The 22,021-nt window shown below is 52.1% G+C and carries 22 protein-coding genes; 3 read left to right on the forward strand and 19 right to left on the reverse strand.

What is annotated here, in order from left to right:
- Positions 1-180: 180 nt before the first annotated feature.
- A complete protein-coding gene (locus VMW30_02280; protein ID HUW87195.1) occupies positions 181-312 on the reverse strand; it encodes a hypothetical protein in 132 nt (43 codons plus the stop codon).
- A 113-nt stretch (positions 313-425) separates the two neighbouring features.
- On the opposite strand from VMW30_02280, the gene VMW30_02285 reads away from it, so the two are divergent.
- Both VMW30_02285 and VMW30_02290 read left to right on the forward strand, forming a co-directional pair.
- Positions 426-1,832 carry an MBL fold metallo-hydrolase gene (locus VMW30_02285; protein ID HUW87196.1) on the forward strand — a complete coding sequence of 469 codons (1,407 nt, stop codon included), beginning with the start codon at positions 426-428 and terminating at the stop codon, positions 1,830-1,832.
- A 35-nt stretch (positions 1,833-1,867) separates the two neighbouring features.
- On the forward strand, positions 1,868-2,614 hold the full coding sequence (locus VMW30_02290; protein ID HUW87197.1) for a sulfite exporter TauE/SafE family protein: 747 nt from the start codon (positions 1,868-1,870) through the stop codon (positions 2,612-2,614).
- Positions 2,615-2,662: 48 nt separating this feature from the next.
- Here VMW30_02290 and VMW30_02295 read toward each other — a convergent pair whose 3' ends face one another.
- From VMW30_02295 to VMW30_02325, 7 genes are read right to left on the reverse strand one after another with little or no spacing between them, the layout of a single operon-like run.
- A complete protein-coding gene (locus VMW30_02295) occupies positions 2,663-3,322 on the reverse strand; it encodes a GntR family transcriptional regulator (GenBank protein ID HUW87198.1) in 660 nt (219 codons plus the stop codon).
- Positions 3,323-3,361: 39 nt separating this feature from the next.
- Positions 3,362-4,129: an SDR family NAD(P)-dependent oxidoreductase gene (locus VMW30_02300; GenBank protein HUW87199.1), complete on the reverse strand. Its 768-nt coding sequence runs from the start codon at positions 4,127-4,129 to the stop codon at positions 3,362-3,364.
- Positions 4,126-5,283, reverse strand: a complete 1,158-nt coding sequence (locus tag VMW30_02305; protein ID HUW87200.1) for an amidohydrolase family protein — start codon at positions 5,281-5,283, stop codon at positions 4,126-4,128. The genes VMW30_02300 and VMW30_02305 overlap by 4 nt, the downstream gene beginning before the upstream one ends.
- 5 nt (positions 5,284-5,288) lie before the next feature.
- Complete coding sequence (locus VMW30_02310) at positions 5,289-6,647, reverse strand: glutamine synthetase family protein (protein HUW87201.1); 1,359 nt, start codon at positions 6,645-6,647, stop codon at positions 5,289-5,291.
- A 30-nt stretch (positions 6,648-6,677) separates the two neighbouring features.
- Positions 6,678-7,427, reverse strand: coding sequence for a 3-oxoacyl-ACP reductase family protein (locus VMW30_02315; protein ID HUW87202.1), 750 nt, complete (start codon positions 7,425-7,427; stop codon positions 6,678-6,680).
- Complete coding sequence (locus tag VMW30_02320; GenBank protein ID HUW87203.1) at positions 7,427-8,170, reverse strand: isochorismatase family cysteine hydrolase; 744 nt, start codon at positions 8,168-8,170, stop codon at positions 7,427-7,429. Before VMW30_02320 ends, VMW30_02315 begins: the two co-directional genes overlap by 1 nt.
- Complete coding sequence (locus tag VMW30_02325) at positions 8,127-9,674, reverse strand: APC family permease (GenBank protein ID HUW87204.1); 1,548 nt, start codon at positions 9,672-9,674, stop codon at positions 8,127-8,129. Before VMW30_02325 ends, VMW30_02320 begins: the two co-directional genes overlap by 44 nt.
- Before the next feature lie 180 nt (positions 9,675-9,854).
- Here VMW30_02325 and VMW30_02330 point away from each other — a divergent pair, with 180 nt between their 5' ends.
- The gene (locus tag VMW30_02330; GenBank protein HUW87205.1) at positions 9,855-10,964 is read left to right on the forward strand and encodes a CoA transferase; all 1,110 of its coding nucleotides are present in this window, start codon (positions 9,855-9,857) and stop codon (positions 10,962-10,964) included.
- Here VMW30_02330 and VMW30_02335 read toward each other — a convergent pair.
- From VMW30_02335 to VMW30_02385, 11 genes are read right to left on the reverse strand one after another with little or no spacing between them, the layout of a single operon-like run.
- Complete coding sequence (locus tag VMW30_02335; GenBank protein ID HUW87206.1) at positions 10,961-11,833, reverse strand: CoA ester lyase; 873 nt, start codon at positions 11,831-11,833, stop codon at positions 10,961-10,963. The two genes, VMW30_02330 and VMW30_02335, sit on opposite strands and share 4 nt — an antisense overlap.
- A complete protein-coding gene (locus VMW30_02340) occupies positions 11,833-13,023 on the reverse strand; it encodes a membrane dipeptidase (GenBank protein ID HUW87207.1) in 1,191 nt (396 codons plus the stop codon). The genes VMW30_02335 and VMW30_02340 overlap by 1 nt, the downstream gene beginning before the upstream one ends.
- 1 nt (position 13,024) lies before the next feature.
- Positions 13,025-14,389, reverse strand: coding sequence for a dipeptidase (locus VMW30_02345; GenBank protein ID HUW87208.1), 1,365 nt, complete (start codon positions 14,387-14,389; stop codon positions 13,025-13,027).
- A 6-nt stretch (positions 14,390-14,395) separates the two neighbouring features.
- Complete coding sequence (locus VMW30_02350; protein HUW87209.1) at positions 14,396-15,637, reverse strand: methylaspartate ammonia-lyase; 1,242 nt, start codon at positions 15,635-15,637, stop codon at positions 14,396-14,398.
- Positions 15,638-15,643: 6 nt separating this feature from the next.
- Entirely contained in the window at positions 15,644-16,456 is an 813-nt protein-coding gene (locus VMW30_02355) for an SDR family oxidoreductase (GenBank protein ID HUW87210.1), read from the reverse strand.
- A gap of 2 nt (positions 16,457-16,458) precedes the next feature.
- The gene (locus VMW30_02360) at positions 16,459-17,289 is read right to left on the reverse strand and encodes a M55 family metallopeptidase (protein HUW87211.1); all 831 of its coding nucleotides are present in this window, start codon (positions 17,287-17,289) and stop codon (positions 16,459-16,461) included.
- A complete protein-coding gene (locus tag VMW30_02365; GenBank protein HUW87212.1) occupies positions 17,286-18,245 on the reverse strand; it encodes a N(4)-(beta-N-acetylglucosaminyl)-L-asparaginase in 960 nt (319 codons plus the stop codon). Before VMW30_02365 ends, VMW30_02360 begins: the two co-directional genes overlap by 4 nt.
- A 28-nt stretch (positions 18,246-18,273) precedes the next feature.
- Positions 18,274-19,239, reverse strand: a complete 966-nt coding sequence (locus VMW30_02370) for an oligopeptide/dipeptide ABC transporter ATP-binding protein (protein ID HUW87213.1) — start codon at positions 19,237-19,239, stop codon at positions 18,274-18,276.
- Positions 19,236-20,246, reverse strand: coding sequence for an ABC transporter ATP-binding protein (locus VMW30_02375; protein ID HUW87214.1), 1,011 nt, complete (start codon positions 20,244-20,246; stop codon positions 19,236-19,238). The genes VMW30_02370 and VMW30_02375 overlap by 4 nt, the downstream gene beginning before the upstream one ends.
- Positions 20,247-21,044, reverse strand: coding sequence for an ABC transporter permease (locus VMW30_02380; protein HUW87215.1), 798 nt, complete (start codon positions 21,042-21,044; stop codon positions 20,247-20,249).
- Positions 21,041-21,982, reverse strand: a complete 942-nt coding sequence (locus VMW30_02385) for an ABC transporter permease (GenBank protein HUW87216.1) — start codon at positions 21,980-21,982, stop codon at positions 21,041-21,043. Before VMW30_02385 ends, VMW30_02380 begins: the two co-directional genes overlap by 4 nt.
- Positions 21,983-22,021 lie beyond the last annotated feature (39 nt).

The following is a 22,021-nucleotide window of genomic DNA, read 5'->3' on the forward strand; positions in this document are numbered from 1 at the left end:
CTTGGTGAAGAAGTTCGGCTCCACTGGGTCATTAGCGTGGCCTTGGCAACGCGCGGACTTAGAAACACCTTTCAACGCAATCTCGATGTGGTTACCGCAACCGCTCCACGTTGGTTTTCCGCACTTGCGACATGTTGTTCTGCTGCACATTTTCTTACCGTTCCCTATCTATTTCATTGGTTATGGATGAGTATTTTCTTCAATCGTTCTTATTACTGAATTAACAGTTGCAACGATCCTGCTCTGGTACGCCCCACAGCGCATCTTCAATATGATTGCCGCAACCTGACCAGCTTGGTTTCTTGCAGACATAACATGTAACTCTGGAACACATTTTCTCTCTCCCTTTTTCGAACAGGTGGTTAAGTCGCAAATCGTAGCATACCCCAGGGGGTATGCTACGATTCAAATGGGAGGATTCATACATGACGCTGAAGATCATCAATCTAGACACCCCGACCCTGGGAGATCGCTCATATATTGCCCACGATGGCAAGACCGCTCTCGTGGTCGACCCGCAGCGAGATATCGATCGCGTAGAGGAGATTATTCGAGCCGAAGGGGTGCAGATTGGCGCGGTAGTCGAGACCCATATGCACAACGATTACATCACTGGTGGATTAGTCCTAGCGCAGAAATACGATGCCAAATACATCACGAGTGCCGAAGACAAAGTGGATTTTAGTCGGCAAGGGGTTAAGGATCATGAAATTGTAAATGTGGGCGACTTTGCCATTGAAGCTATACACACACCAGGTCACACTTTTACTCACATGTCTTATATTTTGTTTACTCCTGACAATGAAGCGCAAGGCATTTTTACTGGTGGTTCTATGTTGCATGGGTCAACTGGCAGGCCAGATTTACTTGGTTGGGATCGAGCGGCCACTCTCGCGGGCCTGCAGTATGGAAGCGCACATCGGATTGTCGAACTACTTGAAGATAGGACGAGCGTTCATCCAACCCATGGTTTCGGATCATTCTGCGCAGCCACTTCCACGTCGGGAGATTCATCCACGCTCGCTGACGAAAGACGCACTAACCCAGCATTGCTTCTAGATAAAGAAAGATTTATTTCAGAGACACTTGCTGGCCTTGATGCGTACCCCGCTTATTACAAACTTATGGGACCAACAAATATGGCAGGTCCGGGGCCGATGGATCTCTCCGAACTCCCGTCCATGTCAACAGATGAATTGCGCAGGGCTGCCCAGGCAGGTGCCTGGGTTCTGGATTTGCGATCTAAGAACTCATATATTCAGGGCCATATCCCCGGTTCTCTCTCATTTGGGTTAGACGGATCTTTTGCCACCTACTTTGGTTGGTTATTTCCATATGGGGAGAAATTGATGTTGCTCTCGAACAAGAAAGAGGACATCACCACCGCGCAGCGCGAATTGGTTCGCATCGGCATAGATCGTCCAGACGGTGCAACCGTGAGTGAGCTGAAAGGAAGTCCAGATCTTAGTAAAAACAGAGGGGTGACCTTTAATGATGTGCCAGGGGCACTGAAAGATCCTGACGTCCTAGTCCTTGACGTTCGTCGCAACAGCGAACGCTACGCCTCCCACATTCAGGGCACCGTGCATATTCCGCTCCACGAGTTGGCTAGTCGGGTCACGGAGTTGCCGAAAGAGAAAAATATCTGGGTGCACTGCGCTGGCGCTTACCGTGCTGCCGGATCATTAGGTATATTGGAATCCGCTGGTTACAAGCCAGTTCTTATTAACGAGTCTTACGACAAGTCTCTGAATGTGGCGGGACTAAGTATCATTACGGGGCACGCTGATGCTGGACCCGTCGCACCTTCGGATGCAAAGGAAAGTGCCTAAATGACTCAGACCCCAACGCCACCAGAGTTGCTTAGATGCTGATCACGGAAGGATTGATCCTCGGCATATTTATTGGCTCAGTCCTAGGTATGGTGGGCGCGGGCGGAGCAATCCTTGCAGTTCCTGGATTAATAGCCATCATGGGCCTTTCAACGACTGCCGCGACTACATCCTCCATGGTGATAGTTGGTGCCGCAGCATTCTCTGGCACGTTGCGAAGATTAAAATCCAAGAATTTGGATATAAGAGTCGGGATAATTTTTAGCTTATTAGGCATCTTCGGTACGTTGCTTGGGTCGCGACTCGTCGAATTCTTCTCTGATAGAGCGCTGATATTTATATTTGCATTCTTAATGTTTGCGGCGGCTTTCGGCATGTGGCGACACCAGGTCTCGGAGAAAGAAATCTCTAGGGCGTCTTGGCCCTTGGTGGTCCTCACGGCTTCGGCAGCGGGAGTCCTAACTGGTCTACTAGGAATTGGTGGCGGATTCTTGATAGTCCCAGCACTTGTTCTTGTCCTTGGAATTAAACTCAAATTGGCTGTCGGAACTTCGCTTGTGGCAATAACCATGAACTCGATCATTGCCCTCTCACTTCGCTATCAATATTGGGATTTGATCCCATGGAAGAGTGTTCTGGTATTTACGGCAATGGCGGTCATCGCATCATTTGTAACAACGCCATTGGCCACTCATCTACCAACTAAGACCTTGCAGAAATCCTTCTCAGTTCTTGTCGTTATCGTTGCAATATTTATGATCATTACTCAAGGTTTCAAATAACTCAAGGAAATACGTGGGCTGACTGCAAAGAAATGTGTGGTCGAAAGGTCAGAATGAAGCCTGCACTAAATGGCGCGAGGCCGCGAGATGCTCGCGCATTGCCTTTGCCGCGAGTTCAGGATCGTGAGCCTCCAAAGCGGAAACCAGGTCTGCATGCGAGATCATCGTCGATGGCTGCGCGGGTCGCGAAGCCCAATACATTCTCCAGAATCGAAGATTGTGCAGGAGGAGACGGTCCGCGGCGTCTTGTAGCAGTGAGTTATTGACCATGTGCACGAGAAAGGCGTGGATCGCATGGTCATCGCGGAGGAATTCCTCGTGGTCGGTGCCCTCTCGCGCATGATCCGCCGCCTCGACCAACTGGCGCAACGTAGTTAGGTCGTCCTTAGTCGCGCGCTTGGCGACGATGTAGGCGACGCCGCACTCAATGGCTTCGCGCGCCTCGAACATGTCGAGTACATCGCCAAGACCTACGGGTGTGACGACCGCGCCACGACGGGGCACGACAGTGATGAAACGATCGCTTACTAGCCGGGCGATTGCTTCGCGAACCGGCATCCGACCCAATCCGAGTTCATTAGCCATCGCCTGCTCGTTTACCACCGAGCCAGGCGGCAGGCGCAGGTTGATAATCTGATCGCGTAACCCGTCATACGCGAGCTCGCTGGCTCGTGGCTGACGCCTATCCGCCACTACCTCTCCACTCATCACACCACCTGTTCTCTTTCTACTTCATTCTTCATTCTTCTATAAATAATTGCTAGAAATGCCGCCGTCGAGTACGACAACCTGTCCGGTAATCCAAGACGCTGCATCAGAAGCGAGGAAGCATGCCAGTCTCGCCGCGTCCTCTGGCACTCCGAATCGACCGAGTGGCACTCGCTCAAGTCGAATCCGGCGCGCCTCAGCATCTGGGAAAAATTGTTCTACGTGTGCCGTAATGATGGGTCCGGGTGCGAGCGCGTTCACGCGGATATGCTGGAAACCAAGTTGCACGGCCATTGAGCGGGTCAAGGATGAGATTGCACCCTTGCTTGCGGCGTACGCGTCCTGCGGATAGGTGCATCCGATCACCGCCAGAAATGAACTCATATTGACTACGGCACCACCGCCGGCAGCCGCGATATGTGGCACGGCGTACTTCGAGCACAACATGGTGCTGTGTACGTTGATATTGCTGATGAAATGCCAAAGGTCTACATCCGCATCAAGAAATGATTTGTCTTGATGCGGCATTATTCCGGCGTTGTTGAATAGCGTATCCAGTCCACCGAAAGCATCAACCGCCTCGCCAACAGCTCGCCGAACCTGCACCTCATCGCTCACGTCGGCGATGATTGAAACGGCCTTACCTCCCAACTCGGTGATCATGCGAACCGTCTCGTCAGCCGCTTCGGCGTTAATGTCAACCACGGAGACCAGCGCACCCTCACTCGAGAAAAGCAAACTACTCGCGCGCCCCAGCGCACCTCCGCCGCCAGTAACGAATGCCCGCTTGCCCTCCAACTGCCTCATCGGGTCGCCCCCGAGTTGAAACCGTATAACTGCAGAGCGTTATCCCGCAGAATCTGCTCGCCAACACGGCCTGCTTCATCGGGACCCAGATCACCGTCTGCTACGAACTCGCCAAGTACCGTGCCGATCGCACGTCGACCCGCATGTGCTCCCATCCAATGCAGTTCGGGAACCCCGACCCCATCTGAGCTGTACATAAGTTTGCTGAACGGGGCAGCACCGAGGGCAGCCCGAGTCATTGAGGTCATTTCACCCATTGATAGAAAGGGAATCCCGTACGACAGATCGAGATAAGCGTTGCCATACACAGAGGCGAGATAGGCACCCTCACGGAAGTATGGCCAACTGCCGTGCAGTAACACGATGGGCATCGACCGGTACTCTGGTTCTTCCAAGATGGTGCGCAACTCCAGCGGCGAGGCTTTACGAAGATCGACGTCTGGGTCACCGTATCCGACATGGAACTGAACCGGTAATTCTTGCGCGGCCGCCGCCTTAAAAGCGCTATGCAACAACGTGTCCAACAACGGTTTGTGTCCGAGCCGCACGGCGCCATCGGAGGCGATTTCGTTACGGGCGCGATCAAATGATGCTTGGGCCTCCCCAAGTGACCATCGCTCAATCGCCAACCCGGTGCGGTAGGCAACGATGCTCTTGAAACCCGCAAATCCGGCACCTCGCACATCGGAAAGCAGTTCGTGAACGGCTCCCACAAGGTTCTCGTACGAGTCGTGTTTAGCAATCAACTCTTGAAACACCACCTCTAACCGCAGCAGCGCAACGTAGTCAGAACCACTTGCCGCCCTGAATGCTGTCTCCGACATCGCCCTCTCCGGGGCAGGGTAACCCGTGTCGATGACGACACCACCGATTGATGCGTCGTGAAATAACGCACCAACGAGATCTCCAGCACCGTGGCGCTCACGAGCCCGCAACACCTCTTCCTCGGTTGTGACGCCATAAAACAAGGCCATCGCCCGGATAAGCCTGCGGTAGAACGCGGTGTCGGCGACATCCCGTGTCCGCATGTATGGATCGGGCGATTCAGTGAAGAACTGCCGCCAGGTCGTGACATCAACTTGCTGACTCGCATCGACGGCGTGGCAATGGTTATCGATGACGGGAACGTTCGCGAAATCAATGACGTGCGACATCGCGCTCAGAACCGGTAGAAGTGGTTGCGGATCTCAAAGTCCTCGTCCTGCGCATCAAAGGCCGCAGCCTCGGATCGACGTACGGCTATATAGGCCGTGGATAGCATCGTGCCCATCGTGTCGAGCAGGAACTGGTCCTTCTCGAGTTCGTCGAGCGCAGCGCTCATCGATGTTGGCAGAGGGCGCACTTTGCCACGCGCCAATTCCTCTGGCGACAGGCGTGCCGGATCGTGCTCACATGGCTCGCCCGGTTCCAACTTGCGCTGGATCCCGTCCAGCCCGCAGGCAATCAGGGCGCCTAGCGCAAGGTATGGATTCGCGCTTCCGTCCGAAGTCTTGAACTCAATGTTATAACTCTGTTCTTCGCGCTGGTAAAACGGGGAGCAAACGCGTAGCGCGGCCTCCTTATTGTCGAAACCCCATGCTGTAGTCGCCGATGCCCACGAGCCAGGCTGCAACCGACGATACGAGTTGTAACTTGGAACCGTCAGGGCGACGAGCGCCGGTAAATGTTCCGCAATTCCGGCGATGAAATGTCGGCCGAGAGTGGAAAGGCCATGTTTCGCGGTCTTGTCATAAAGCAAACTGCGCTTACCCGCAAGATCCCAGAGGCTAAAGTGCACGTGCGCGCCACTGCCGATCTGGTCGGGGTATGGTTTCGCGGCGAACGAGGCGAATAGCCCGTGTCGGAGCGCAACACCGCGGATGGTGTCGCGAAATTTCATCTGGTTATCAGCGGCGCCGAGCGCGTCGGTGTGCCGGATCGAAATCTCGTGTTGTCCGGCTCCAAATTCGTTGATGGCCTGTTCAACCACTATTCCTTGGGCCTCCAGCGCGCCCACTGTTTCGACCATGATTTCCGCGTTTAGATCGTGACCGATAGCACTGTAGACCGGCGCGTGATCAGGAAAGTCGAATGGAACATAACGCCCGTCTTGCTCACGGGCCAAGTAGTACTCATTCTCGAAGGTCGCCTGCACGCTGAGTCCGAGGTTAGCCGCCCGATCGATGACACTTTTCAGATAGGACCGAGGACACACACCCCAGTCGAGCCGATCATGGCCGAGTTGATCACAAAGAACGCTGGCGCTGGCCGGTACCCATGGCAAGACGCTAAATGTCTCAAGATCTGGCACCAACCGGATTTCGCCAACCGGCTCCATTCCTCCGACATGGACCATCTGCTCTAGCATGTTAATCGACATCTGAGCACGTGTCAGACTCACACCTTCGAGCAACTTGTGTTCAAGTTGGGCCACGTGAATAGCCTTGGTACGGGCGACACCGCTGAGGTCGCAGTACTCAAATCGGATAAGTTTGACTCCCGACCGCTGAGCGGCGGCAACAACTTCTTGAATGTTCATGACCATCTCTTTCCGCTCCAGGCTTGTGGCCTAAAGCATCACGTCTCCGCCATTGGGGCCCAACGTTTGCCCAACGTAGTACGAGCCATCGGATGAAGCCAACAGCACAGCGGTCGGTGTGACCTCGTCGACTGTTCCGAATCGGCCGATCGGCAACTCCGCTAGCTTGGCGCTACGCCACTCTTCGGTCTCGCTGTCGAGCAGCGGTGTTTCGATAGGACCAGGCGCGATGGCATTGACGAGCACACCCCGGCGGGAAACCTCGCGCGCAAGCGCCTTTGTGAATCCGATGACACCTGCTTTGCTCGCCGAGTAGTGTGCAACAGCTCCGCCACCGATCTGGCCGAGTTGCGATGCGATATTGATAATTCGCCCGTCACCCCTTTCGAGCATCTGCCCGATTAACACTCGCGTGCACAGAAAGGTGCCACGCAAATTCGTACTGATGACGCGATCCCAATCCTCAATCGGCATGTCTTCAAGTAGCGACTCGGTGAAGATGCCGGCGTTATTCACGAGAATGTCGACTCGACCAAAGTGGGCGAGCGCCTGCGCTGCCATCGCGCGCACGCTCGCTTCGTCACTCACATCTGTACGAACAAACAGTGCATTCTGCCCATGCCCCTCAATCGCCGCTATCACTTCAACTGCCTGTTCCTCACTCACCCTGTCGGCAATAACGATATCGGCGCCCTGATGCGCGAACTCAATAGCAATCCCTCGCCCGATACCGGAGGCTGCACCTGTGACAACAGCGATGCGGCCCGCAAGTTTGTTCACTAATGTCCCTCTCGATCGTCCGTATTATGAGTCTGCCAAACCGCGCCGATCTCATCAGCTGTAGCCATGTCGAACCGGTGTCGCATTAGGAGCATCGAAGCGTCATGCTGTTCTTTGTCATCGCTGCCGACACAGTCCGTCGCAATAACGACGTAGTGGTCGTTGAACATCGCGTCACGTGCCGTCGACTCCACGCACCCTTCGGTCGTGCATCCGCCGACAACTACCGTCTGGATCGAGTTGCTGCGAAGCACCAACTCCACGTTGGTGCCCCAAAAAGCGCTAGAGCGGTATTTGCGAATCACGAGTTCCCCAGGACGAGGAGCGAATTCTTCTACGAACTCGTGTCCGGGAGTACCGGGGACGGTGTACTGCAAAGGCATCCCGCCCTTGCGCGCCGCTTTGTGCATCCGAAGGTTGAATCGAATCTGCGCCGGCGAATCACTCATCCGGTTGGGTAATGCGGTGTTCTGGATGTGGATCACAAGCACACCGTTACGTCGAGCCGCGGCCAGCAAAGTCGCGAGTTTCGGCCGCATCTTCGCGTACATGGACAGGTCAATTCCCAGTTCGCCGAAGATGCCGTTCTGGTCGATGAAGTCATGTTGCATGTCAATCAGGAGTAGCGCAGTGTGCGCCGGATTGACAAGTTCGTCGAGGCCGGTGAAGACGTTTTTCCCGTCTACATTTATCAATTCGTCACTCCTTAGTGATTTCGGGGTGGCGAGCGGCCTCCTCCGCAATTGTTGGATGCTGTGCCGATGGTGTGCGTGCGGTCAGGCGCCCCGCGGGTTGCTCACCGAGTGGAAGGTCGTCCTCGGCGATGAATGAACCGAGAGCGGCAATCTTCGCTGGTGACTTTGCGCGATAGTAGAGATAGAGCGCGAGACCCAATGCGATCCAGATCAGCACGATCCATGATACTAAGTTGTAGGGGTAGCTCTGGGCCGGGTTGCTTACCGCGTACAACGGGTACGCAAGAGCGATAACACCAAGCAATGGAACAATGACGTGGGCAAGAATCTTTCGGTCTGCCGCACGCCAGAAGTACCGAATGAGCGCAATGTTACTGAGGATATACACGATCACAATTGCGACCGTGCCGATCGTGCCGGTGAATCCGTACGCACCTGTTGCGCCAGGACCTAGCCACACACCCACACTTAGCCCAATAACAACTGTGAAGAGAGTCTGGGCAATTATGGCGCGGTAAGGAGAGAACCACCGTGCATGGACACGTCCGATTGATGATGGAAGCACCTGATCGCGACCCATTGAAAACATCACTCGAACAGTCGTGTTATGAATGGCCAAGAAGCAACTGAAGATACCGGCAATCGCAGCGAGTTCGATTGGCTGCAGAAGCCAAGGCGTCACGGTATCGCCGAGCGTAACAAACGGATTCGCATCCTTGAGGAATGCGTCCATCTGAGACTGATCGTTCAGTCTGTAACCGGCGGTGAGCGCATACATCATGAGGACGTAGAAAACACCGACGGCACTGAGCGCACCGATGATGGCGAGCGGAATGTTGCGCCGCGGATTGCGCGTTTCCTCGCCCAGTGTCGCCGCCGCATCAAATCCAATAAACGACAGAATGCCAAACACGACGCCGAGACCGACACCATTGAATCCGGTGGGCGACGATGTCACGAGGAAGACGGATGGCGTGTTGCCACTGCCAGCACTCATGATCGCGGCCACACCGAGAATAAGGAAGATTACTACCTCAACAACGAGCAGAGATAAATCAATGTTGACCGACGCCTTGATACTACGTAGTGACAGACCGCAAATGATCGCCATAGCGCCAAGGCTGAACACCCACCATGGGATATCGCTCTGGAAAGTCATTAGCACGTAGTCGTGGACGAACGCGCCAAACGCGGTGAAAAGGCCTGGCGCCAAGATCGCGTACCCAATCCAAAATAGCCAACCAGTGAAGAAACCGGCAACTGGGCCTAGACCCTTCGAGTTGAATGTGTAGAACGAGCCAGCCGAAGGTAACCGTCGGGAGAACTGCACGACCGTATTGCCGACGAGGGCGCAGGCGATGAACGCGATCAGAAACGATAACGGCAAAGCGGCACCGGCAGCTGATGCTGCAGCGGGTGCGTTCAGTACGACCGCCAGTACGGGTGCCATCGCCGCGGCCGACAGGGCGATGGCGTTGGGGATTGTGAGAATTCCACTTTTTAAACGGTGCGGTTCGTGTGACGCGTCAATCTTCAGGTTTGCGCTAGTCATATTTGACTCACTCCTCACGGGTTAGGCCACTTCGTAGCCATCTGATAAACGGGTACTATGTCAGTTGTATGCATACTTGACAAGGGTTTGGTGAGATTCTTCTAACGGACTCACGGTTCGTTAGATCTGGAAATGATCTTGGTACCCTTCACAGAGCGAGGTCAACGAAGGGGAAATAGTGTGAATTCAGAGTTACCTCTCACAGGAATAAGAGTCCTGGACGCGACATCCAATATTGCTGGACCCTGGGGAGGCACTGTACTTGGGGATCTCGGCGCTGAAGTCCTCAAGATTGAGACGCCTAATGGAGATCCTGCCAGATTCATGTCACCAGTAGATGGAGATCGCTCAGCTTATTTCCACATTGTTAATCGCAATAAAGAGGCTATTACCGTAGATCTCAAAACCCAAGATGGCATTTCAAAACTTCAGGAACTTCTGGATGGGTGTGATGTCTTTCTCACAAATTTCCTTCCAGCTCAGTTGGAGAGATTCGGCCTTACGCCTTCAGAGCTCATGAAATCACGCCCACAACTAATTATTGGCAATCTATCTTCATACGGATCTCAAGGTCCGTCATCTTCATGGCCCGGCTATGACGCCACTTTGCAAGCCCGCACAGGAATTATGAATGTCACGGGCGAACGAAACGGCCCACCGGTTCGTGCCGGGGTCTCAATTCTCGATTTAGGCGCAGGGACGTGGCTTGCTTTAGGAATCCTCGCCGCAATCGTAAAACGAGATCGCACCGGGATTGGCTCACTTGTAGAAACATCTCTCTACGAGACGGGGGCGAGTTGGGTCAGCTATCACATTGCTGCTTATGAGTTGACGGGTGATGCATCGATTCGTTCGGGTAGCGGGCATCCGGCATTTTCTCCGTACGGAATTTTCTCGACCAAGCAGGGCAATATCTGTATCGGGGTTGGCAGCAATGCGATCTTTGCCAAGCTTTGTACAGTCATAGGTCAAGTCGAACTAATCGAAGATCCTCGATATAGAGAAAATACGAACCGAGTAAAGAACGCCTCTGCACTTAAAGGTGAAATTGAGAAGAGCCTTCTCTCGCACCCGGCCTCTCATTGGGTTGAAGTTCTCTGCAAATCTGGCGTGCCTGCCGAGGAAGTACTTCAGCCAGAACAGATGCTTACTGATGAACAAGCAAAATCAATGGGCGTCCTCATCGACTATCCCGACAACTCATCCGCGGTAAAAGTTGTGCCGGGATTGCCGCTTCGTTTTGATGGCGTGCGACCGCAGGTAAGCAAACCCGCTCCACATAGAGGCTAGATAAGTCCCAGGATCTGCCGAGCGCGTTTGAGCATTGCGGTATCAACTAGGTTTGCATCTACAACAAGGGCACCAGAACTTTCGTCTCTCTCATCCCATCGCTCAATGACTCGTTTTGCCCACTCGCTTTCATCCTCACTTGGTGCGAAACTTTGATCAACTACCTCCAGTTGATTTGGATGAATGCAGAGCTTTCCACCAAATCCCATTTGCGAGGCATAGAGAGACCGATCTCTAAGTCCCTCGGTATCTGTTAGCGTGAAGTGTGGGGTGTCGATTGGCGCTCCAAGGCGTGAATGCACACTGGCCATGACCAGAGCCGCCATCGCAAGGTCGGTATTGGGACCAGCGGGAGAGTAGGCAATTCGAAGATCTGTATAAAGATCGGCGCCACCGAAGGCAAGCCGCTGAACTCGGGTAGGTATGCTCGATGAATTGAGTAGTCCTAGTACTCCCGCGCTAGATTCAATAAGACCAATCGTCGGTAGCACTCTTTTGCTTCCGCTCTCCACCTCCAACTGAGTGAGAGCTTGGTCAGTAGCAATTGCGTTGTCCCCTGGGACAAACTTGGGAAGAACAATTCCATCAACTTCAAGCTCGAGCGCTTTACGGACGTCTTGGTTAAATTCGTGAGAACCAAATGCGTTCACACGGATAAATATAAGTGGCCCATCTGTAACCCTCAGTGGGAGACCAAGCGCCGTTCGTGCCACAGACTTATTTTCTGATCGAACCGCATCTTCAAGATCGATAATGACCGCATCGGCCTTTGATTGAAGTGCCTTCGCAATACGATCTGGCTTATCTCCAGGAACAAAGAGAAAAGTACGCGCAATTCGAATGCGCCAATTCCTCTCTTCCGTATTCACTATTTGACCCAGATCGCCTTCAAGGCTCTCATAATATTTCCACCCAGGATGGCAACAATATCTTCGTCAGAGAAGCCGTTCTGTACAAGCCAGCCTGCGATATTCCAAAAATTCTCTGTTGGGTTTTCAAGACCATCTACGTACTTCACGCGCTCAAAAGGTGGTGCTTCCCTAAATGCGGTCTTGAGAAGGCCTGAGAAGACTGTATGCAACCCAACATGATCTCCATACAAAGTATCCGGACCGAAAGCCACGTGCTCGATACCGACGAGATCAATGCAATAGAGAAGATGATCCATCACTGAATCGATCGAGTGCTGAGGATGTGCGTGCGAAAGAGTCGTATGCGGCGCGGCAGACATGCCGATTACTCCGCCAGTCTCTGCAACTGCCTTAAGGACATCATCGCCTTTCATCCGCTTAATGGGCCAAATGGCGCGCGCGCCGGCATGTGTCATGAAAACTGGTGCATCGCTCTCTCTACAGGCGTCAATACCGGTTTGATCTGATGAATGTGAAATATCGACGGCCATTCCAAGAGCGTTCATCCGCTTGACTGCACGGCGACCAAAGTCGGTAAGTCCGCTATCAGTATTCTCATTGAGTCCACAACCAAGTGCATTGGAGTCGGAATAGGCGATTCCAATTTGCCGTATTCCTAATCCATAGAGCACATCAAGGCGGTCAATTTCATTTTCGATAGGAGTCGATGCTTCAAGACCAAAGACGAATCCGACCTTATTGTTCCTGTGTGCGTAATCAATGTCGGCCATAGTCCGGACAACAGTGACATCATCCTGATGAGCAATATCTGCCAGGCGCATTCCAATATCTGTAATGATGTCAAGCCAGCGCCAAGGCGCATTCCCTGTTACACATGCTGTGCCATCCATCATATTATCGAAAATCACTGTCATGCCAGATTCTTTTACTCCAGCAAACGCGGTGTGCTGGCGACCAGTGCGGTTGTACTCCGGGGTGTCCCTCATGTCATCTGGAAAACGAACTGGATGGTCATGCAGGCTGACCGTGATGTTCTCTCGCATTAATTTCTCTGCCCGGGTCTGCTCTTCAGCTGTGAGAGCACCTTCATACGGTGCGACACGATTGAATTCAGAGGCCAACTTAATTTTGTCGAAACGTTCTTCCTCTGGAAGATAGCTATAAGAGGTGTAGGGATCTTTGCTCATTCTATTTACCCACAATCGCAAGTTTGTGCGGTCCATCCGCAAGGAAACGCCAGAGAACTTCCCAAGCGTGCATGCCTTCGCGAAGACGCTTGATACGCATAAATTCATTGGGAGCATGGTGTTTTTCATCGGCCGTTGCAAAGGAAAAGAAGAGGGTCTTTATACCCAGTACATCCTCAAAGAGCGCCGTGGCCGGAAGTGTTCCGCCAATAACCGCGAAAAGAACTGTTTCTCCAGGATAGACCGCTTCAAGTGCAGCTGCCGCTGCCCGATTTGCCGGGTGATCAGTAGGAATTGTGTATGCCGGAACCCCACCGTGATCTGCTCGCATCGCAATCTTCACGCCATCATGTTTAATCTTTTCAATATGCTTCCTGATAGCGTCTAAAACTTTCTCAGGAAACTGTCCTGGCACCAACCGACAAGAGATATGTGCAGTGGCAACATGTGGAATGACTGTGTATTTCCCTCCAGCTTGAACGCCGTTTATCTCAAGAGTCGGACGCTCCCATAACCGCTCAATGGTGCTGTAACCCGCCTCTCCAAATACTTCATCAATTCCTAGCGTCTTCATATATTCCGCGTCACTGAATGCAACCTTTGCAATTTCCGCGCGACGCTCAGAACTCATTTCCGGAATACCTGCGTAAAAACCTTCAATGGCGACACTGCCATCTCTGTTGTGTAGTCCTGCGAGAATCTCTGAGAGCACGTGAACGGGGTTGGCGACTGTGCCACCATAGCGTCCCGAATGCAGATCTTCCTTTGCACCAGATACTTCAAGATCAAATGTAACTAGGCCCTTGGATGCGACCGAGAGTGAAGGTTCTGTTGGACGCCACATCGCCCCATCGGCAGAAATCACCAGATCTGCTGCAAGTTCGTCCACATGAGCTCGAACATACTCAGGAAGATTTGGGCTACCAATCTCTTCTTCGCCTTCAAAGAGAAACTTCACGTTGAGGGGAAGTTTTCCTTCTTGCGCAAGAAATGCCTGCGCCACTTTTAGGACGATAAGCACTGGACCCTTATCGTCAGTGACGCCACGGCCGCGGATTACGTCTCCATCTCGAATGAGCTCGAAGGGTGGCGTATGCCATTCAGCGAGATCGCCCGTTGGCTGCACATCGTAATGTCCATAGACCAAGATGGTCGGGGCATCCGGGGCTCCCAGCCACTCGCCACGCACTACTGGATGGCCTGATGTTGGAACTACCCGAGCATTCGCGAAGGAAAGTTGAGCGGCAAGCCATTCGGCAGCTTTCTGCATCGTCTCGGCTGATGCATCCCGGCTAACAGATGGAATGGCTACATATTGAGAGAGCTCAGCGATGTAATTGTCATCGTGTGAATCAAAGGTCAACATCCATATCTACTTTCTGTAGGCAACAAGCGCCGCGGTGCGGGCCATTTCATTTCCAACAATCATCATTCCTTCATCGACGCCCATGCCAGGTTTTGCCAAAATTTGAATCGCTCCACATGCCATGGCGATATGGGCGCTTATTTGTGCAGATCGATCTGTCTCGTTGCAGGTACCACCACAGTATCCGCCTAGTCCACTCTTGTGAATCAAAAGCAATGCCTCAATAGTGTTGTTGACACCACCGAGATCCGGCATCTTTACGTGAATCACATCCGCCGCTTCTGCCTCAACGAAGAGTCGAATATCCTCGAGGGTGTTGCACCATTCATCGACAGAGAGTTGAACGTCCGATCCGCGTGCTTTGAGCGCTTCACGGAGCGCCTTGGAGACCTTTACTTGCCCGTCGACACTCTTGCCATCAATAACATGTTCGACGCGAAGTTGAAACGGCGCAGCAATCTTGCTGACTTCTACAAGATAGTCCGCGCATTTTTGAACGTCCGAATCAAATGCTTGACCAATAGTGCCGTATGCATCAAATTGCAGAACCGGGCTGTAATCAGAGTGCTTGCGAATCGATAGAATCCGATCTCGCACCCACCCGACATATTCCTTAAAGATCTCACCATTCTTGCCAAGTTTGGTCTCCATATTATTGATGAGACCATGTGGCAAAACGCCAGCTTCCTTCAAAATCATCTTGTCTACGTTGGAGTAGCGCTCGTCACCTGACTGTGTGTGCATAGGGACGATGGCAATATCAATACCAGTTTGGTATTCATCTTGGATGACTTCTGCCATCGTGATCGAACGATTCTTGGCAACCGCATCCAGAAGAGCTTGAGTAAGGCCGTACCGAATTGCTGCAGAGATGCGCTTCCCATCAATTTCAAGGTGATCAATTTCTTGCGCCATACTTCTAAAGTCGACGATGGTTCGGCCCTTCAGTATGGGAAGAACATGTTGATTTATTAACGCTTGCGCTTCTAATGAATTGAAGAGTGGCTCTCTTCCGCCCGCGCCTGAGTATTGGACAACAGCACAATCTCCCTGTGCGATCTCGCCATTATCAAGTACGAGCAGGACGGAGAGAGATTGACCGGCCTCACGAATTGACGTAAACCCCGGAGTGATTGGCTCTCCCACGTAGTCAAAGCCATCGTGTTCGGCGCCCGCCAGGATCGCGGCCTGATCGTCAACATAAAAACCGGTAAGTCCTGGAACGCAGAGTAAATCCTTTATCTTCATTCTCTTTTAGTTGCTCGCTTCTCCATAGTTGAAAGTTGTTACGCATCCACCATCCACGGTAACGATGGATCCGGTCATAAATGAAGCACCAGGAGATGAAAGAAAGACCGCAACATTTCCGACTTCGACCGGTTGCGCCTGTCGGCCCAACGGCTGCATTCCCGCTGCTTTCTCACGACGATCTGTTGCTGCCTTGAATTCTTCGGCGCTCAAAGTGGGGCCACGACGACCAAGGCTGGTGTCAATGTAACCCGGGCAAATGGCGTTCACGCGGATCTGATCTGGCCCGTAATCAACTGCCAACTGACGGGTGAGGTTGACGATCGCACCTTTGGTCGCACAGTAGGCGGGAGCCTTCGGCGCACCCACTAGACCATATGTTGATGCGATATTCACGATACTGCCACCACCTGCTTTAAGAAAGTACGGGATTGTGTACTTAGTCATGAAGAAAGTTCCGACGAGATTGACATCAACAACCCGCGAGAACTCATCTGCATTAACCTCGTGAAGGCGCTTCTGCGCTCCACCAATTCCCGCATTGTTGACGAGAATATCGATGGTTCCGAAAGTTGAAACCGTATTTTCAACAATACTCTTCACCTGATCTTCGTTGGCGATATCTGCAAGTACGAAGATGGCTTCGCCCCCTGCGTCTCTAATCTCCTTGACGGTTCGTTGACCATCTTCAACCAAAGTATCAGAGACACAGACCTTTGCGCCGGCTGCTGCCATCGCTTTAGCCGTTGCCCGACCGATTCCGTTTCCGGAACCGGTGACGATGGCAACTTTGCCGTCAAGAACTTGTGCAACTCCCATTCTTAGCTCCACTCAACGATGCTGCGAGTGAGGATGACAGTTGTAATGAAACGACGGAAGAGCGCCAAAGGATCCTTATCTGTAATCGCAACTTTCTTTGTACCGGTCTTGACGTTGCCTGGAATCCAAGCAGCCATATCTGCAAAATCATTGTTATGGAAGGTGATTTCCAGGGTTGCTGGCAGTTCGATGGAAGGCACTGGAATTGATTTGAGCTCAGCAATAGACGCCTTTGCCTTTTCAAATATCAAGTCGCACGCTTGATTTGGGTGCATGCTGTCGGCTGCAAAGCGAGTAATGCTCTTCTTTACAACTGCTGCCTTAACACCAGGTGACCACATCTTGGTCTCAACTTCAGTGATCTCATCACCCGTAACCAGCACAATAGGCACTCCGTAGGACTGCGCAACAAGAGCATTGATCCCGGCCTCAGAGACGAATTCACCGTTCAGTCGGATATCTGAAATGGCGCGTGGATTGTACGTGTGTGAAAGGACCGACGCTTCGGCGCTCATCGAACCGTGATATGAGACGAAAAAGATTGCGTCATAAGAACTATCGAGTCCTTGCATCATGTACATCGGCTTGTGCTTACCCGAAAGGTAGCGAGCATTCCCTTCAAGTGAATGCGGTCGAAGATTCTGCATCGAAGAGTGGGAGTCATTGACAAGGAATTCATCTGCTCCAGCTGCCATCGCGCCTTTGATACTTGCATTCACTTCATTTTGAAGAAGTTCGCGGTAGTAGCCGTATTCGGGATTTCCTGGAATGCATTGACTCCAGTCGACAACTCCTGCGGTGCCTTCCATGTCGGTTGAAATAAAGATCTTCATATCTTTCTCCTTGGTCGAAATTCTGGAGCGGTGGAATGCTCGGTCATGAGCGTGTAAGTCGAACCTTCCATACCGGAAGCCCCGCCATGTCGGCCATCCTGGGTCAACGAGAGGCAACGAAGTTCAGCACGGAAATTATCAGGTAACGTGCGAGCATCAAGGAGCGCATTGACACAGGCAGTTTCGGGATCTTGTCCCGTTCGCAAATTTTCAACGATTGTTCGCGCAGTACCAGCTCGTAAAGCCAGTTCGCCACGACCAGTACATGCAGCAGCTCCGTAGCGGATATCAGAGTAATTACCTGCGCCAGCAATTGCGGAATCCCCTACTCGCCCCGGGTGCTTATAGGGATACCCACTCGTGCTGACGCCGCATACAAGTTCGCCAGATTGATCAAGGGCGATGATATTGATTGTTCCCCATGGGCCGGCGTGCGGTGCCATGCGCTTTACCAATTCGAGAGAGGCAAGCCGGTATCGCTCATCACCGCTCGTTGCCTTCGTGTTTTCACCCTCGATAGATTCAGAGTTAGCTGTCTCGAGCTGCTTGAGCCAGAGTGCATTGGATTCAGGAGTGAGTAAATCTGCGGTAATGAATCCAAGATACTCAGCAAATGCTTCAGCTCCCTCACCAACAAGAAGTGAATGCTGTGGCAGCTGTTCCATTACTTTGCGAGCAATTGAAATTGGATTTGGGTAATTCTTAACGGCCGCGACTGCTCCAAAGGCTCGCGTTGATCCAACCATGATGGATGCGTCAAGTTCGACGATGCCGCGCGCGTTTGGGAGCCCGCCCGTACCGACATAGTGATCGGCTAAATTATCTTCACATAATCTAAGTCCACGTTCGACGGCATCGAGCGCGCTTCCGCCGGTTCGAAGTATTTCCATTGCTGCCGGTATTCCAGCTTCACTGCGCTCGCTTCCAATAATGATTGGACTAAATTTCGCCGCCAAGGCACACCCCTTTTTATATAACTACGTGTCAAACCAGGAGGCAGGCTGCCTGATGGGTTCCTTCCACTAGATTCAAACTTGGATCAGTTGTTGCACATTCAGCAATCGCAACGGGGCAACGGCCACGGAAGCGGCATCCAACCATTGCGCTCTTAATGGACTGTAGTTCGCCATTTGGAGCAGATGAAATCTTTGAGCCCGTGGTCATCTTTGGTACAGAACTCAAGAGAAGCTTTGTATAGGGGTGTGAAGGATTATTAAAGACCTCTTCGGTCGGCCCAACTTCGACAATGCGTCCTAAGTACATAACCGCGATGCGATCGCTAACTTGACGTACAACGGCAATGTTGTGCGAAATAAAGAGCATGGTCAGTCCGAGGTCCCGCTTTAGATCCATCAGGAGGTTTACAACAGATGCTTGAACGGATACATCCAGCGCTGAAACAACTTCGTCTGCGATCAACACCTCAGGTTCTAGGGCAAGTGCCCGAGCGATACCAATGCGTTGACGTTGCCCACCGGAAAATTGGCGCGGGTACGACTGGAGTGCATCCATCGGCAACCCGACGAGGGCAAGCAGTTCGAGAGAGCGCGCTTCAACTTTCTCTTTGGGTACAAGATTATGGAAGGAGAGCGCTTCTCGAAGAACTTCGCCTACGGTCAAACGTGGATTAAGCGATGAGAATGGGTCCTGAAAGACCATCTGCACGCTACGGCGCTCATCAAGAGTGCGCTCCGCAGTCACTTTTTTTCCCTTGAGCGAGATAAAGCCCTCCGAAGCGGTATAAAGACCAACGAGTGTCCGACCCAGAGTTGATTTACCACACCCGGATTCACCAACGAGGCCAAGAGTCTCACCTGCTCTGAGATCGAGCGTTACGCCATCAATTGCCGGAACATTAAAAATTTCTTTCTTGCGCAAGCGATCAACAATTGATTGGCGCTTTGCAAAGTGCTTTACAACATTCTCGGCTGAAAGTACGGCTTGACTCATTCTGTTACACCACTTCCTGACGCAGCCGTAGCCCATTCTTTGTGGTCTGTAGATTTGAAACACGCGCTCTGTGAATTCTCGATAGGAGCGAGATTCGGTTCTGCAGAAAGACACTGCTCTTCTACAGCGAAGCAACGTGGGGCAAATGGACAACCCAATACCGGCTTGGTGAGGTTTGGGGCTTCACCGGAGATCGTGAAGAGACGGTGCACTGCCATATCTGGATCTGGGGCGGCTTTGAGAAGAGAAAATGTATACGGATGTGTTGGAATTTTAAAGGTTCCTTGCACATTCCCCGATTCAACGAAACGTCCCGCGTACATAACTTTGATGTCGTCGCACAATTCGTTTACTACAGCAAGATCGTGAGTAACAAAAACTATTCCAAGGCCGGAATTATGGCGAAGTTCATTCAGGAGTCGAAGGACCTGTGCCTGGATTGTCACATCGAGGGCGGTAGTTGGCTCATCGCAGAAGAGAATCTTAGGACTTCCAGAAAGTGCAATTGCGATTGCAATACGCTGGCGCAAACCACCAGAGAGTTGGTGCGGATAAAGATCGTACCGAGACTCCCCATCGGTAATTCCTACTCGTTCCATCAATGAGAGTGCGATCTGCTTCGACTCTTCTTTACTCTTGCCAAGACGATAGCGTGGAACTTCTGAGACTTGCTCCCCGACCTTGATAACTGGGTTAAGGGCGGCAATTGCATCTTGGAAAATCATTCCGGTGTTATGCGAAAGCAGCGCCCGCCGGCTCTTATGGTCAAGCGTTGAAACATCCTTGCCTTCGACGAAAATCGAGCCCGAGGAAACGCGGGCATTGCTTGGTAAGAGTCCAAGAATTGCCTTGAGAGTGATTGATTTGCCGCTACCCGACTCGCCAACGATACCGATGGAATCCGCTGAATCCACATCAAATGAGACTCCACGAATCGCCTGGAGCAGACCGCGGTCAGTCTTGATCTCGACCGAAAGGTCCCTGACGGAAATGAGCGGAGTACTCATTTAGCGCTCCAGACGTGCGACAAGTCCATCGCCAATGAGTGAGAGTGAGAATCCGACGTAAACGACCATAAGTCCTGGAAGTGTGGAGAGCCACCATTGATTCATGATGTAGGACTGACCTTCTTGAATCATTGAACCCCACTCGGCAGTTGGCACTGGAACACCCAGTCCGAGATAGCCGAGAGAGACGATCGCCAAGATGCTCAGGACGATATCGCTCATCGCAAAAACAATTGATTGGGAAATCACATTCGGCAGGAGATGACGTCGAAGAATGCGAAAGGTCGGAAGGCCCGTGAGCCGGGCAGCATGCACGTAATCTTGCTCTTTTGCAACAAGCACGTTTGCTCGCACAATTCGAGAGTAGGCAACCCACCCCACCAAAGTAATTGCCACGATAATGCTTTTTATGCCTGGCCCGAAGACGAAGATAAGTGCAATCGCCAGAACATAAAATGGGAAAGCAATCACGGTATCTACAATGCGCATGACCACTGAGTCAGTTGCACCACCTAGCCATCCGGTTAGCAGACCAAGCGAAACGCCAATGAGGTAAGGGAGAATGACCGCCAGAAGCCCAATTGTCAGGTCAACCCGAGCTCCGTAAATGAGGCGAGTGAAGACATCGCGACCCAGTGGGTCCGTGCCGAGCCAGTGATGAGAGCCAGGTCCTAATAGGGTGTTCAATAAATCTTGTTCGTTCGGATCGTATGGGGAAATCAGTGGTGCGATAATTGCAACAAGTACGAGAAACCCGAGAAGTCCTGTACCAATATATAAAGTCTTTTTGGACTTCACTTCACCACCACCCGAGGGTCAAGAGCGGCATGGATCAGGTCAGTAACTAAATTGACGATGACAACAACAAAGGCAAAGTACAACGTCACTCCTTGCACGATCGGATAGTCACGACGTGAAATGGCATCAATCATGAGGGACCCGGTTCCGGCGATCGCAAAGACGCGTTCTACCACAACCATCGAACCAACGAGGTAGGCAATATTAATACCGAGAACTGTTACTGATGCGATCAAAGAATTTCGAAGCACGTGAACGCGCGTAATGCGTGCAGTTGAGATTCCTTTTGCACGCGCAGTTAAAACGTAATCCGAGTCAAGAATTTCCAACATACTCGCGCGCAAACTGCGAATAAGAATTGGAGATAACAGGATCGCAATAGTCAGTGCTGGAAGGAAAATCGAATGAAGGTGTTCCGGGAAAGTATTACCAAAACCGCCTACGGGAAAGAGGGGATACTTGAGCCCGAGAAATAGAATCAGCATCACACCAACCCAGACTTGCGGCATTCCCAGACCGATGATTGGAATGGCACGAACAAGTTGATCACGTAGCGCGCCGCGCTTGGAAGCCGCAAGAATGGAGAGTGGGAGAGCAATCACAATGGAGAGAATGACCCCTCCGGTCAATAGCATTCCGGTCTCAGGGAGCCGTCCCAAAATAAGGCTTGTGACCGATTGCTTATTGTAAAAACTGGTGCCCAGTGAGCCGTGCAAGAGATCCCAGACAAAATTTAGGTACTGCACGAACATCGAACGATCGAGGCCGAGTTGGTGTCGGACGATCAGAGCCTTCGCAGGAGTGGAATTCTGTCCAAGAATGACATCTGCGGGATCCCCAGGAATCGCGTGAACAATGAGAAATACGGCGATAGAAATACCGAAGAGAACGGGCAACATCTGAAGGAGTCTTTTACCTACGTAGGCTAAGTAACTCAATGCGATATCACCCGTTCTCTTCGTTTGGCAATTGTACTT

The sequence above is a fragment of the Candidatus Paceibacterota bacterium genome (assembly GCA_035530615.1).
Classification (GTDB): domain Bacteria; phylum Actinomycetota; class Actinomycetes; order Nanopelagicales; family Nanopelagicaceae; genus QYPT01.

Coding starts and splice junctions, on each gene's coding strand:
- VMW30_02375 (HUW87214.1), bottom strand. CDS start 20,246: ATGAGTACTCCGCTCATTTCCGTCAGGGACCTTTCGGTCGAGATCAAG.
- VMW30_02340 (HUW87207.1), bottom strand. CDS start 13,023: ATGAGCAAAGATCCCTACACCTCTTATAGCTATCTTCCAGAGGAAGAA.
- VMW30_02360 (HUW87211.1), bottom strand. CDS start 17,289: ATGAAGATCTTTATTTCAACCGACATGGAAGGCACCGCAGGAGTTGTC.
- VMW30_02350 (HUW87209.1), bottom strand. CDS start 15,637: ATGAAGATAAAGGATTTACTCTGCGTTCCAGGACTTACCGGTTTTTAT.
- VMW30_02355 (HUW87210.1), bottom strand. CDS start 16,456: ATGGGAGTTGCACAAGTTCTTGACGGCAAAGTTGCCATCGTCACCGGT.
- VMW30_02345 (HUW87208.1), bottom strand. CDS start 14,389: ATGTTGACCTTTGATTCACACGATGACAATTACATCGCTGAGCTCTCT.
- VMW30_02370 (HUW87213.1), bottom strand. CDS start 19,239: ATGAGTCAAGCCGTACTTTCAGCCGAGAATGTTGTAAAGCACTTTGCA.
- VMW30_02310 (HUW87201.1), bottom strand. CDS start 6,647: ATGAACATTCAAGAAGTTGTTGCCGCCGCTCAGCGGTCGGGAGTCAAA.
- VMW30_02285 (HUW87196.1), top strand. CDS start 426: ATGACGCTGAAGATCATCAATCTAGACACCCCGACCCTGGGAGATCGC.
- VMW30_02280 (HUW87195.1), bottom strand. CDS start 312: ATGTCTGCAAGAAACCAAGCTGGTCAGGTTGCGGCAATCATATTGAAG.
- VMW30_02295 (HUW87198.1), bottom strand. CDS start 3,322: ATGAGTGGAGAGGTAGTGGCGGATAGGCGTCAGCCACGAGCCAGCGAG.
- VMW30_02300 (HUW87199.1), bottom strand. CDS start 4,129: ATGAGGCAGTTGGAGGGCAAGCGGGCATTCGTTACTGGCGGCGGAGGT.
- VMW30_02305 (HUW87200.1), bottom strand. CDS start 5,283: ATGTCGCACGTCATTGATTTCGCGAACGTTCCCGTCATCGATAACCAT.
- VMW30_02325 (HUW87204.1), bottom strand. CDS start 9,674: ATGACTAGCGCAAACCTGAAGATTGACGCGTCACACGAACCGCACCGT.
- VMW30_02290 (HUW87197.1), top strand. CDS start 1,868: ATGCTGATCACGGAAGGATTGATCCTCGGCATATTTATTGGCTCAGTC.